Below are 13,550 nucleotides of genomic sequence, written 5' to 3' on the forward strand. Positions count from 1 at the left end.
TCTTTGCACCCACAAAAATTCGACAATGTCTAAATCATTAATTCCAAAATTAGAAGCTATAAAACAAAGATATAATGAGGTTGCAGACCTTATTATACAGCCTGATGTCATTTCAGACCAAAAAAGATATTCTTCTTTGAACAAAGAATATAGTGATTTGGGAAAAATTGTAAGAGTTTATGATCAGTATAAAGGTGCCTTAGATAGCATCGAAGAATCTGATGAAATTATTGCAGATGGCTCAGATAGAGATCTTGTAGATCTTGCAAAAGAAGAAAAATTAGAAGCTCAATCCAAACTTCCGGGATTAGAAGAAGAACTTAAAGTTCTTTTGATTCCTAAAGATCCTGCGGATGATAAAAACGTTATCGTTGAATTACGTGCCGGAACCGGAGGTGATGAAGCAGCGATCTTCGTGGAAGACATTTACAGAATGTATACCATGTATTTCAAAACAAAAGGATGGAGACATGAAGTGACAGATTCTAATGAAGCAGCAAAAGGGTACAAGGAATTGATCATGAAGGTGGAAGGAGAAGGTGTTTACGGAATCATGAAATTCGAATCAGGAGTTCACCGTGTACAACGTGTACCGGAAACAGAATCTCAGGGTAGAGTTCATACCTCTGCGATTACAATAGCTGTTTTACCGGAAGCGGAAGAAGTAGACTTTGAACTGAATCCTGCTGATATCGAAATGCAGACTTCCCGTTCAGGAGGGGCCGGAGGTCAGAACGTAAACAAGGTTGAAACGAAAGTACAGTTAACACACAAGCCTTCAGGGTTGGTAGTAGTTTGTCAACAAGCTCGTTCTCAGTTAGCTAACCGTGAATTGGCAATGGAAATGCTAAGAACGAAGCTATACGATATCGAACTACAGAAAGTGCAGGGAGATATTGCAGCACAACGTAAATCTATGGTTTCTACAGGTGACCGTTCTGCAAAAATTAAAACGTACAATTATCCACAGGGAAGAGTAACGGATCATAGAATCAACAAGTCTATGTATAATCTGGATGCTTATATGAATGGAGATATTTCTGAAATGATTGATGCTGTAATTATGGCTGAGAATGCAGAAAAAATGAAAGGAGAAGAAGAAAACTACTAAAAGTTTCAAAAAAATAAAACAAAGCCTCTGATTTTTTCAGGGGCTTTTCTTTTAAACGTACAATGAATTCAAATTATTAAACTATGAAAAACTACAAAATTATTTTTTTGCTGTTACTCACGATGATGGGGCAGCAGCTTAGTGCACAGACAGAAGTAAAGAAACCAAAAGAAGTATTTGAACTTTTCTTCGGATCTTTTTTGAATAATGATGAAGCCACCCGTCTTAAACTGAATGATTATCTGAGACCTACAGTGGAAGGGAAAGACGCTTTTGACGTGAACTTTAAAGAAAATGAAGAGGGGATGATAAAAACAAGTGCAGAGAGCTTCCTTTCTGTATTCCCTAAAGCGGCCACTTCTGCCTGTCAAAAAGAAGCTGAGGATTATTTCAGAATCTTATTTTCCAATTTCAGAAATGCTAAACTTATAATTAAGGACATCAAAGTTGTTCAGAATGAATATATAGAAGATCAGAAAATTGCTGAGGTGAAGTATATTGTAAGTTTTAAGGTGCCTGCAAACCCAACCCCTGAGCCTAAAGTAGAGCCTGCCAAAATTAAGGCTGATGAACTGAAAAAATATTTGCTTCAGATGACGCAGAATATAAGTAATGCTGATAAAACGATCACTACAGACCAGGAATTCAGTTTATACGAATTGAAGGAAGGTGATAAAATATACTACTGGAACGGAAGTCCGGATGAAATTGTAACCAATCTTACCGATTTCTATTTCGATAACTTATAATCAGTGAAGGATTGATTAATAGATTATTAAATAATTAAAAGTCCCCCAAAATGGGACTTTTTTTATTTCACATACTTTATGTATTTTTGATAAAAACCGTTCAGTATGAATTTTAAACCTATGTTATTAACTGCTGGAGTTCTGTTTTCAGCATCTTTTTATTCTCAAACAATGAATTATCCAAAAGCATTAAAGGGAAGTCAAACCGATACTTACTTTGGAACAGCAGTTTCTGATCCGTACAGAGATCTGGAAAACGATTCTGATGCTACCAAAAAATGGGTAGATGAAGAAGTAGCATATAGCCAGAATTACCTTTCAAAAATTCCATTCAGGGATAAAATTAAAAACCAACTGAAAGATATCTGGAATTATGAGAAAATTTCTGCACCTTTCAAAGAGGGAGACTACACTTACTATTCTAAAAATGATGGTCTGCAGGCGCAGTCAGTTTTATACAGAACAAATAATAAGACTAAGGCTACAGAAGTATTTTTAGATCCGAATAAATTCTCAGAAAAAGGAACCACTTCATTATCTAATCTTTCTTTCAACAAAAAAGGAACTCTTGCTGCTTATTCTATTTCAGAAGGCGGAAGTGACTGGAACAAGATTATTATCATTGATGCTGTTACCAAAAAACAGATCGATGAGACCTTAGTAGATGTTAAGTTCAGTGGGATTTCATGGCAGGGAGACGAAGGATTCTATTACTCGAGTTATGATAAACCGAAGGAAGGAACTGTACTTTCCGGAATGACCGATAAACATAAAGTGTATTTTCACAAGCTGGGAACAAAGCAGTCTGAAGATAAATTGATTTTCGGCGGAGAAAAAACGCCAAGAAGATATCTGGGAGCGAGCGTTTCAGACGATCAGAGATATGTAATCATTTCAGCAGCTAACGCAACCAATGGAAATGAATTGTTTATCAAAGATTTGAAAAAAGGCGGCGATTTTGTACAGATTAATAAAGGATTTGATATCAATGCAAATATTGTAGACACTCAGGGAGATGATCTTTTCATTTCTACAGATAAAGACGCTCCGAATATGCGCCTTGTCAAAACAACAATCAGTAACCCTGCTCCGGAAACATGGAAAGATGTCATTCCACAAACAGAAAACGTATTGGGAATTTCTACGGGGGGTGGATATTTCTTTGCAACATATATGATTGATGCCATAGATCAGGTAAAGCAATACGATAAAACTGGAAAACTAGTCAGAGAAATTACACTTCCTGGGAAAGGAAATATTTCAGGTTTTGGAGGAAAAGAAAAAGAGAAAGAAATTTATTATTCTTTCAGTAATTATATTACCCCTGGAACTACGTATAAATTCAATGTAGACTCAGGGAAATCTGAAGTATATCAAAAACCAAAGGTGAAATTCAATCCGGATGATTACGTTTCTGAACAGGTATTTTACACTTCCAAAGATGGAACAAAGGTACCTATGATGATTAATTATAAGAAAGGAACTAAACTTGATGGCAAAAACCCTACGATTCTATACTCTTACGGAGGTTTCAATATCAGTTTACAGCCATCTTTCTCAGTAGTGAATGCCATTTGGATGGAAAATGGAGGTATTTATGCTGTTCCAAACATCCGTGGAGGTGGTGAATATGGTAAAAAATGGCATGATGCAGGAACAAAAATGCAGAAAAGAAACGTTTTTGAAGACTTTATTGCGGCAGGAGAATATCTACAAAGTAAAGGCTACACTTCAAAAGAATATATGGCACTTTCCGGAAGATCAAACGGAGGTTTGTTGGTAGGAGCCACAATGACTTTACGTCCTGATTTGGCAAGAGTTGCGTTCCCGGGAGTTGGAGTGTTGGATATGCTAAGGTATAACAAATTTACAGCTGGTGCTGGATGGGCTTACGATTATGGAACGGCAGAAGACAGCAAAGAAATGTTTGAATATCTGAAATCATACTCACCGGTACACAATGTAAAAATGAAAACATGTTATCCATCTACAATGATTATTACCAGTGATCATGATGACAGGGTTGTTCCCGCTCACTCTTTCAAGTTTGGAGCAGAATTACAAGAAAAACAGGCTTGTAAGAACCCTATTTTATTGAGAATTGAGAAGAATGCAGGACATGGTGCCGGGAGATCGACAGATCAGGTAATCGGTGAAAATGCAGATTTGATATCATTTGCATTGTATGAAATGGGAATAAAGAAATAGTACTTAAAAAATAAAATATTTAACGTAACGACTAATTTTTAATAAATTAGTCGTTTTTTTATGCTTAGTTGTGTTTATAATTGTTATTTTTACGCCGGATATTTAAAGTTTATTAATCTTAGATTAATTAAGTAATTATGAAAAAAAGAATTTTACTAGTTTGTGCATTGGCAGCAGGACTGTCTAGCTTTAATGCACAGAGGTGGACGCCAGCCTCACAAAAAACGTCTGAAGTAAGAAAAGAAGTAGAAGTTCAATATTCTTACAGATTAGATTTACAGTCATTGAGAAATACTTTAAAAGATGCTGTAGAAAGAGGAAGAGGTGCCCAGGCAGTAGTTGTATCTTTACCTACAGCAGAGGGGAAAATTGAGAGATTTGCTGTATATAGTGATCCTATTGTGGAGAAATCTATGGCAGATAGATATCAGCTAGGTTCTTACGTAGGGGTTGGAGTAGATGATCCCGGAAAATATGTAAGATTCAGTACTGCTCCAACTCAGATGCAGTCTATGATTATTAAAGATGGAAAATTCCAGTTTATAGAGCCTATTAGTACTGATAAGCAAGTTTATGGAGTTTTTTATAAAACAAAAAGAACCGAAGGAGAGCACGGCTTTGAATGTACTACAGAGGAGAAGAACTTTAAAGATATAAAGGCTTTAGAGCTTAATGGAAAAAATAGCCTTTCTAATGTAGGAATAACAAGCAGACCTTCTAGTACAACTTTCAGAACCTATAGATTAGCTCTTTCAACAACAGGTGAATATACTAAAAAGTTTGACCCAACTGGTGGAATTACAAATACTGTTATCCAGATGCATGCAACTATGGATCGTGTAAATGGTGTTTTCCAGAAAGATTTTGGAGTTAAGCTTATTATGAAAGATTTACCAGGTATTATTTTCACAGATCCTGCTTCAGACCCTTATACGGGGAATTTAAATCTACAACTTCAGCAGACATTAACTTCCCAAGTTGGAAATGACAATTATGATATTGGGCATGTATTCAATGCAGCAGGGGGTAATGGCAATGCAGGAGGAATAGGGGTAATGTGTGTTAACCCGGCATCTTCTACTGCTTTAGCGAAAGGCGCTGCCTTTACCCAGAATACTAACCCTATGGGAGATTCTTTTGATATTGATTATGTTGCTCACGAAATGGGACACCAATTGGGAGGTAATCATACTTTCTCAAATAAATCAGAAGGATCCGGAGCTAATGTAGAGCCTGGAGGAGGAACTACCATTATGGGATATGCAGGAATTACTAGTGATAACGTTGCAATGGCTTCAGATGCTTATTTTCATTATAAATCAATAGATCAGATTTTGACAAGTCTGGAAGGAAAATCAGGCTGTGGAACTTCAGAAGCAATTACTAACAATACTCCACCTACAATAGGTGAGCTTACTGCCTATACAGTACCTAAAGGAACAGCTTACTATCTTGATGCATCAGCAACAGATGCTGAAGGAGATGCATTGACCTATACATGGGAACAGAATGACAGTGTAGATGATTATGCTTCTATCTCTGGAGATAGTGGATGGGGATATAATCCACAGGGTGCATTGACAAGGTCTTATTTTGGTACTGCAAGTGGAAGAAGATATTTCCCTAGTTTACCAGTTGTAATGTCTGGTAATCTTACGAATAAAACAGTATGGGAGACAGTGTCTTATATTCCAAGAACATTAACATATGCTGTTACTGTAAGAGATCAAAATGCAATGAGACCAATGGTTTCTTCTAAGGAAATTAATACAGTAGTTGGAAATGATGGACCATTCAAATTTAATGGTATTACTACATCTTCAGTATTATATAGAAATGCTAATAACGTTATTCAATGGGAAGTTGCCAATACCAACCAGGCTCCTTATAACTCAACGAATGTAAAAATTGAGTATACAACAGATCTTGTGAATGGAGCAACTTGGACGGAACTTGTTGCCTCTACTCCAAACAACGGAAGCTATACTGTGCAGATGCCAAGTACAATTACAACTCCAATTAAGTTAAGAGTATCAGCTATTGGAAATGTATTCTATGCAGTATCTCCTACTATTACTGTTGCCGATGCTCCTACTTCTACAACTTTAGCCCCAACAGGAGTTTCAACAATAAATACAGAAGTGTTTAAAACAACAGCGAGAGTATCTTGGAATAGTGTTCCGGGTGCTACTTACTCAATCAATTATAGAAAAGGTGCTACTTCAAACTGGTCAAACGTGTTAAGTCAGACAAACAATGTTGTATTGACAGGTTTAGAGGATGAAACAAATTATGAAGTACAGGTTGCTGCTGTTGTAAACACCGTTCCTGGTGCATTCTCTAATAATTATACATTTAAAACTAAGGGACTTACAACAGGGGTTGATTATTGTATACTAAATTCAGGAATTCCTGATTTTGGAATGGTATATCAGGTGTCATTGAATAACACAGCAATTCATACTGATGGTACATTCAGAGCTTATAAAGATGTGAGTGATAACCCTGCTAAGACAATTAACCTAGTGAAAGGAACTACTTATAGTTTAGATGCTAGAGCAGTAATCTCCAGTGCTTATTCTCAAATGTCAGGAAGACAATTAAGAATTAATGCTTGGATAGATTATAACAGAAATGGAGTGTTTGAAGATACAGAAAGAATTTTTGGATTAGGATCAAATAATGCTCAAGTAAATGCAGCTATTGGAGGAGCTGTAAACTTTACAGTACCAGCCACGGCTTATTCAGGTGATAAAACATTAAGAATGAGAGTTGTTGGAAAGTATGGTAATACAGACTTATCGAACCCATGTGTTGAAATCCCTTCAGGTGCAGGAGGTGTAATGGATCTTCCGGTTAAGATCACAGAAACATTAGGAACAGATGAAGTAAGAGGTACAAAAGCATCAGAAGTATCCATCTATCCTAACCCTGCAGATACTTTCGTAGAAGTGAAAAACCTAAAAGGTAAGGCAGATTACAAAATCTACTCTGCTGACGGAAGATTAGTTCAGGAAGGTCAGATTGACGGACAGAGAATTAATGTTGCTTCATTAATCAAAGGGATGTATGTTGTTACGATCAAAGATGATAAAAACACTTACAATACTAAGCTTATTAAAAAATAATAGGATATAAATAACTATAATTTAAAAACCCCGGATGAATTTCATCCGGGGTTTTATTTATTATTGCTGAGTTGATTAATTCTTCGTAAACTTAGAACTCAAATTCCCAATCTTATATACATACACTCCCTTTGGAAGATTTTCTACAGCAACCGAAATCTTACCTTCTGAAGCCGAAAAAGATTTGTTAGTAACTAATTTTCCGGTGACATCAAAAATCTCAATTTTATTTGCTCCGTTTCCGGGATTCATCACATTCAATATTTTATTCGTCGGAACGGGGAAAGCAGATAATTTACTTCCAGCCTGAATTTCTTTTGCAGCTAAAACAGAAGTGGGTAAGGCATACGCTTCCGTTAATGGAACGCCGAAGATACTTAAATTTATATTGAAAATACGATTTAGAGATTCATTCCACATGTTTTGATAAAGTTTTTAAACAGAATTTAATATAGGAAGATTGCAATTTAAAACTCACGTAATCATAAGATTATCAATGCTTATCTATTATTCTAAAAATGCTTAAATTTAGCATCTAATAAATCCGTAAGTATGAGAAGAGAAGTTCAAAATAAAACTCCTCAATTTAATATAACTGAAAAAATAACTGAAATCTATCCTTTTGAAAAAGATGGATTACAGTTGAAATCTTCCTATCAAAAAGAAGATATTAAAAATGAATCATTAACGCAGACTTCTCCAGGAATTGAACCTTATCTGAGAGGTCCGTACTCCACCATGTATGTTCAAAAACCATGGACGATCCGCCAGTATGCCGGTTTCTCCACCGCTGAAGAATCCAATGCCTTTTACAGAAGAAACCTTGCTGCAGGACAAAAAGGACTTTCCGTAGCATTTGATTTGGCTACGCATAGAGGTTATGATTCAGATCATTCAAGAGTTGTCGGAGATGTTGGGAAAGCAGGAGTTGCGATCGATTCAGTAGAAGATATGAAAATCTTGTTTAATGAAATTCCGTTAGACGAAATCTCCGTTTCCATGACGATGAACGGGGCAGTACTGCCAATTCTATCTTTCTATATCGTAGCAGCAGAAGAGCAGGGTGTAAAGCAGGAATTGCTTTCAGGAACAATTCAAAATGATATTCTGAAAGAATTTATGGTAAGAAATACCTATATCTACCCACCCGCACCATCCATGAAGATTATTGCAGATATTTTTGAATATACTTCTCAAAATATTCCGAAATTCAACTCAATTTCCATTTCAGGATATCACATGCAGGAAGCAGGAGCCACTCCGGTACTGGAAATGGCTTACACCCTGGCAGATGGCCTCGAGTATGTAAGAACAGGAATCAAGGCAGGGATGAACGTAGATGATTTTGCACCTCGATTATCATTTTTCTGGGCCATTGGGATGAACCACTTCATGGAAATTGCTAAAATGCGTGCCGCAAGATATATCTGGGCTAATCTTTTAAAGCAATTTAACCCTCAGAATCCTAAATCCTTAGCCTTAAGAACCCACTCCCAAACTTCCGGATGGTCATTAACAGAGCAGGAACCTTTCAATAATATTACAAGAACTGCTATTGAAGCACTATCTTCTGCATTAGGTGGAACACAATCGTTACACACCAACGCATTGGATGAAGCAATTGCCCTTCCTACGGATTATTCTGCAAAAATTGCAAGAAATACACAAATCATTCTTCAGCAGGAAAGCAGAATATGTGATGTAGTAGATCCGATGGGAGGAAGTAATCTTGTAGAAAGCCTTACTCAGCAGATGATTGAAGAAGCGATGAGGTTTATTGACGAGGTAGAACAGGAAGGAGGAATGACCAAAGCGATTGAAGCAGGAATTCCAAAAATGAGAATTGAAGAAGCCGCTGCTAAAAAGCAGGCCAAGATCGATAGTGGTGAAGAATTCATCATTGGAGTAAACTCATTCAGGTCCTCATTAAAACAAGATGCAATTGAGATTCTTGATATTGATAACACTGAAGTTCGTAGAAAACAAATTGAACGACTAAATAGCATTAAAGCAGAAAGAAGTTCTGAAGCAGTAACGCAAATCCTGAATGAAATCCGTGAAAGTGCAAAAACAGGAAAAGGTAATCTACTGGCACTTTGTATTGAAGCCGCAAGAAGAAGGGTTACCCTGGGTGAAATGAGTGATGCGATGGAGGAAACTTTTGGAAGATATAAAGCAAACATTAAAACGATATCTGGAGTATACGCTATGAATGCTGGTAAAAACGAATATTTTGAAAAAGCCCTTAATCTGACTCAGAAGTTTGAAGAAGAAGAAGGACGTCGTCCAAGAATTATGGTAGCTAAAATGGGGCAGGACGGTCATGACAGAGGAGCAAAAGTAGTAGCAACAGCATTTGCTGATATGGGATTTGACGTTGATGTAGCTCCATTATTCCAAACTCCGGAAGAAGTGGCAAAGCAAGCTGTAGAAAATGATATTCACATTCTGGGAGTATCTTCATTAGCTGCTGGGCACAAAACATTAGTTCCTCAGGTTGTAGGAGAATTGAAAAAGCTGGGTGCAGATGATATTACCATCGTAGTAGGTGGAGTTATTCCGCAACAAGATTATGAATTCCTGTACGCCAATGGAGCCGATTTTATTTTCGGTCCTGGGACCAATCTTCCAAAATGTGCTGTGGAAATTTTAGAGAGATTTTTAGAAAACTAATCCGAAAAAGCTTTAATTTTCATTAAGAAATTAAAAGCACATCTATGGGTTTAAAAAATATAACTAAGCCTACAAAGAAAAAGCTGATTTTCTTTGTAGGCTTTCTCTTTATAGGTATTTTGATATTCATTTCAGGCGAAAAGAAAGAGCGAATTGTACAAAAATCTCCTGTTCCTGCAGATAGCTCACAGGTTAAGAAACATTTGGTCTCACTTACCCAAACTCCAAAGTTCCGGAATCATAAAAATGTAGAGCAGCTGAATGCCATTGCAGAGTATATTCATCAGACTTTTAATATCTATAGTGACAGTACAGGCTTTCAGGAATATAAAGTAGATGGAAAAAGAATATAAAAATGTAATCTGCTCCTTTGGGACTGAAAATAGTAAAAGAATTATTATAGGAGCTCATTATGACGTTTGTGGAGATCAGCAGGGTGCAGATGATAATGCGAGCGGAGTTACGGCACTTTTGGAACTGGCAAGAATGCTTCAAAAACAGAAACTCAATTATAGAGTAGATCTGGTGGCCTATACCTTAGAAGAACCTCCATATTTCAGGACTGAAAATATGGGGAGCTATGTTCATGCAAAATATTTAAAAGACAACAATATAGACGTCTATGGAATGGCCAGTGTAGAAATGATTGGCTATTTCAAAGATGAACAAGAATCCCAGAGCTTTCCTATAGGAATTCTCTCCTGGGTTTATGGAGATAAAGGAGACTTTATTACTTTGGTTAAAAAATTTAGTGGAGCAGGACCGTTTGTTGGAAATTTTATAGATCACTTCAAAGATTCCCATCAGATAAAAACAGAAACATTCCCGGCCCCGAAGTTTGTAGGTGGTTTAGATTATTCGGATCACCTGAATTATTGGAAATTCGATTTCCCCGCCCTCATGATTACTGATACTTCCTTTTTTAGAAATAAAAATTATCACCAAACAACTGATACTCTGGAAACTCTGGATATAGGGCGAATGACAAAGGTTATTGATGCTATTTTTCTAAGTATTATTCACCTTAAGTGAAAAAAATAGTTGGATTATCAGAAAAATTAATATATTTGCACCTGAAAATCAAGTTTAACCAATTAAAAACAACGAAGCAAATGTTCAGAACTAATCAGAATTCTACAGTTGGATTACCGCTTACAGTGGTGAGGCTTCGTGGTTTGGTACACTCATAGAATAACAGTACAATGAAATATCAACACCCGAAGCCATAAAGGTTTCGGGTGTTTTATTGCGCAATATTTCAAAACTCAAATTTAGTTTCCCCCGAAATCTTTTTAAGTGTTATTAAGAACTCAATAGGCTGAGGTTTTATTCTCAAAACTATGACAGTTCATCATTATTAATTCAATCAACTAATATTTTAGTTGATAAGGAAAATAGACTAAGATCAAATTCAATATTTTGGATTTGTATCTGATATCTTGTGCCTTATATGGGAGATGATAACCTTCTGTCTTACCGGCTGAAAAGCTTAAGAAGCAGAAAAAGAACAATAAAAAAAGATTTAGAAAAACAGATAAGAAAAAAGTTTAAACGTAGTAAAGAAGTTTCGAAGATGTTAAGAAACCTTCCATTCCTCTTGAAAATCCTTACCAATTAGGATTCGTGAGATTCTTTGTTGTAAGAGATGATGTCATGAGGAGTGGTGATGGAGAGTTCTTTGAAGGACTCTTGAAGAAAATCAATACTTACATGTATTCTGAAAGCCGCCAGTTTTTAAAAAAGAAAAGAAAATTTGGCCGAAGAATATATGTAGCAAGAGAACAAAAACTCAATCGTATTTCTTCATACTCCTGGAACTGTCCAAAATTTGGACTTACACCAAAAGAAAGGCAATATTTTCTGAAAAAAGAAGAATACTGTCCTTTTCGGAAACGCAATGAAACCTACTACGAATTTACTGATCCGTGGAGATTTATCCTAAGGACAAGACCTCACATGATTACCCATCAAAAGCCTATAGATGCAGAACTGGAAAAAGAGAAAGCAGAGCTATATGCGTATTTGGAACAGTATAAAATTGTGGGAATCCTTCAGAAAAAAAATTACGGAAAATCTAATCCATGGAAAATGGAATATGAAACAGATCTTATCAAAAGCAGGAAATATGTTACCTGTACAATGTCTGCAACAGAAATTGCAGAAAGTTTTTTGGACGATACGTCCATAATTTAAAACAAAAAAAATGGGAAATTTAAAACTAAAAGGAAAAGATATATTAAAACTGGGCTATCCAAACAATCAGAGCGTAAACGTAGCCCTGGAAGTGATGAAGAGAAATTTTGCAACCAAAAATATCCATTATGTGAAATCTCTTCTGAAGGATATTTTGATTCATCCGGAAAATTTTGAAAAAGATTTAACCTTCGGACAGATTGCAGAAACGCTGCTTTCATCTAAAAAAACAGAAAAACGAATGTTGAATGCACAGCGTGCAGCATTTGAGATTTTCGGGAACAATATTTCAGAAGAAGCAAAAAATCAGCTGTACACTGCATTGAAACTTCCGGTTTCTGTTCAGGGAGCACTGATGCCTGATGCTCACAGCGGTTATGGCCTTCCAATCGGCGGCGTTTTAGCGGTAGAAAATGCTGTAATCCCTTATGGAGTAGGTATGGATATTGGATGCAGAATGAGCCTTAGCATTTTAGATACACCAGTTTCATATCTGAACGGTGCAAGGGATAAATATGAAAAAGCTCTTGCTGAACATACAAAATTTGGAATGTATGAGACTCACAAATCTCATATAGATCACGAAATCTTCGACAGAGATACATTTGATCTGATTCCTATTTTAAGAAGATTAAAAGGAAAAGCCATCAAGCAAATGGGATCTTCAGGAGGCGGAAATCACTTTGTGGAATTCGGGGAAGTAGAAATCACTGAAGAAGATGAACAAATCGGTTTACCCAAAGGAAAATATCTGGGAATCCTTTCACACAGCGGATCAAGAGGATTAGGAGCAGAAATCGCCCAATATTACTCAAGAGTAGCAGTAGAACAGTGCCCGTTGCCTAAAGAAGCGCAGCAATTTGCCTGGTTGGATCTAAGCACGCACCTTGGTTTGGAATATTGGACGGCAATGAACCTTGCAGGAGACTACGCTTCAGCCTGCCATGATGATATTCATAGAAGATTGGTGAAAGCGGTAGGCGGAAGAGTAAAAGCCCGAATCGAAAACCATCACAACTTTGCATGGAAAGAAATTCATAACGGAAAAGAAGTGATTGTTCATAGAAAAGGAGCCACTCCAGCCAATGAAAATGAATTGGGAATGATTCCGGGATCTATGACTGCCAAAGGATTTATCGTTCGCGGAAAAGGAAATCCTGACTCTTTGAATTCAGCTTCACACGGAGCGGGTAGAGCTCATTCAAGAGGAGAATGCAGAAGCCTTTTCATCCAAAATGACATTAAAAAAGAGTTAAAACTTAAAGATGTTACCCTAATGGGTGGAAATACAGAAGAAGCACCAATGGCCTATAAAGATATTCATGAAGTAATGAATGCGCAAAGCGAATTGGTAGACATTCTGGGAACATTCCAGCCAAGAATTGTGAGAATGGATAGATAATCTCAGTGAAAATCAAACCTTGTAGGTTTCAAAAACCTATAAGGTTTAATACGATGACAGATCATAGAGCTGTCAATTATAAACCT

Annotated in this window: 10 protein-coding genes; 9 read left to right on the forward strand and 1 reads right to left on the reverse strand. The window is 36.6% G+C overall.

Annotation, left to right across the window (positions count from 1 at the left end; genetic code table 11):
* Positions 1–25: 25 nt before the first annotated feature.
* The 4 genes from prfA to EG344_RS12410 all read left to right on the forward strand — a co-directional run bounded on the left by prfA (position 26) and on the right by EG344_RS12410 (position 7,196).
* Positions 26–1,111, forward strand: a complete 1,086-nt coding sequence (prfA, locus tag EG344_RS12395) for a peptide chain release factor 1 (RefSeq protein WP_045501508.1) — start codon at positions 26–28, stop codon at positions 1,109–1,111.
* Between the two features lie 83 nt (positions 1,112–1,194).
* The gene (locus EG344_RS12400; RefSeq protein WP_123909692.1) at positions 1,195–1,860 is read left to right on the forward strand and encodes a hypothetical protein; all 666 of its coding nucleotides are present in this window, start codon (positions 1,195–1,197) and stop codon (positions 1,858–1,860) included.
* Positions 1,861–1,965: 105 nt separating this feature from the next.
* Positions 1,966–4,068: a prolyl oligopeptidase family serine peptidase gene (locus tag EG344_RS12405; RefSeq protein WP_123909693.1), complete on the forward strand. Its 2,103-nt coding sequence runs from the start codon at positions 1,966–1,968 to the stop codon at positions 4,066–4,068.
* A 137-nt stretch (positions 4,069–4,205) separates the two neighbouring features.
* Positions 4,206–7,196, forward strand: a complete 2,991-nt coding sequence (locus EG344_RS12410; protein ID WP_123909694.1) for a reprolysin-like metallopeptidase — start codon at positions 4,206–4,208, stop codon at positions 7,194–7,196.
* 75 nt (positions 7,197–7,271) lie between these two features.
* Here the strand turns inward: EG344_RS12410 and EG344_RS12415 are convergent, their stop codons facing one another.
* Positions 7,272–7,616 carry a T9SS type A sorting domain-containing protein gene (locus EG344_RS12415; protein WP_123909695.1) on the reverse strand — a complete coding sequence of 115 codons (345 nt, stop codon included), beginning with the start codon at positions 7,614–7,616 and terminating at the stop codon, positions 7,272–7,274.
* A 132-nt stretch (positions 7,617–7,748) separates the two neighbouring features.
* Between EG344_RS12415 and scpA the strand changes: the two genes are divergently transcribed.
* The 5 genes from scpA to EG344_RS12435 all read left to right on the forward strand — a co-directional run bounded on the left by scpA (position 7,749) and on the right by EG344_RS12435 (position 13,464).
* On the forward strand, positions 7,749–9,869 hold the full coding sequence (gene scpA / locus EG344_RS12420) for a methylmalonyl-CoA mutase (protein ID WP_123909696.1): 2,121 nt from the start codon (positions 7,749–7,751) through the stop codon (positions 9,867–9,869).
* 44 nt (positions 9,870–9,913) lie between these two features.
* On the forward strand, positions 9,914–10,222 hold the full coding sequence (locus EG344_RS23950; protein WP_164464360.1) for a hypothetical protein: 309 nt from the start codon (positions 9,914–9,916) through the stop codon (positions 10,220–10,222).
* Positions 10,206–10,901: a M28 family peptidase gene (locus EG344_RS12425; protein WP_228412731.1), complete on the forward strand. Its 696-nt coding sequence runs from the start codon at positions 10,206–10,208 to the stop codon at positions 10,899–10,901. Before EG344_RS23950 ends, EG344_RS12425 begins: the two co-directional genes overlap by 17 nt.
* 591 nt (positions 10,902–11,492) lie before the next feature.
* Entirely contained in the window at positions 11,493–12,062 is a 570-nt protein-coding gene (locus EG344_RS12430) for a hypothetical protein (RefSeq protein ID WP_228412732.1), read from the forward strand.
* A gap of 10 nt (positions 12,063–12,072) precedes the next feature.
* Positions 12,073–13,464, forward strand: a complete 1,392-nt coding sequence (locus tag EG344_RS12435; RefSeq protein ID WP_123909697.1) for an RtcB family protein — start codon at positions 12,073–12,075, stop codon at positions 13,462–13,464.
* Positions 13,465–13,550: the final 86 nt, after the last annotated feature.

It is taken from the genome of Chryseobacterium sp. G0162 (assembly GCF_003815715.1).
Taxonomy (GTDB): Bacteria; Bacteroidota; Bacteroidia; order Flavobacteriales; family Weeksellaceae; genus Chryseobacterium.

Excerpts from the sequence above, each read along its gene's own strand:
- EG344_RS12435 (WP_123909697.1), top strand. The coding sequence starts at position 12,073 with ATGGGAAATTTAAAACTAAAAGGAAAAGATATATTAAAACTGGGCTAT.
- EG344_RS12405 (WP_123909693.1), top strand. The coding sequence starts at position 1,966 with ATGAATTTTAAACCTATGTTATTAACTGCTGGAGTTCTGTTTTCAGCA.
- EG344_RS12400 (WP_123909692.1), top strand. The coding sequence starts at position 1,195 with ATGAAAAACTACAAAATTATTTTTTTGCTGTTACTCACGATGATGGGG.
- EG344_RS23950 (WP_164464360.1), top strand. The coding sequence starts at position 9,914 with ATGGGTTTAAAAAATATAACTAAGCCTACAAAGAAAAAGCTGATTTTC.
- scpA (WP_123909696.1), top strand. The coding sequence starts at position 7,749 with ATGAGAAGAGAAGTTCAAAATAAAACTCCTCAATTTAATATAACTGAA.
- prfA (WP_045501508.1), top strand. The coding sequence starts at position 26 with ATGTCTAAATCATTAATTCCAAAATTAGAAGCTATAAAACAAAGATAT.
- EG344_RS12425 (WP_228412731.1), top strand. The coding sequence starts at position 10,206 with ATGGAAAAAGAATATAAAAATGTAATCTGCTCCTTTGGGACTGAAAAT.
- EG344_RS12415 (WP_123909695.1), bottom strand. The coding sequence starts at position 7,616 with ATGTGGAATGAATCTCTAAATCGTATTTTCAATATAAATTTAAGTATC.
- EG344_RS12410 (WP_123909694.1), top strand. The coding sequence starts at position 4,206 with ATGAAAAAAAGAATTTTACTAGTTTGTGCATTGGCAGCAGGACTGTCT.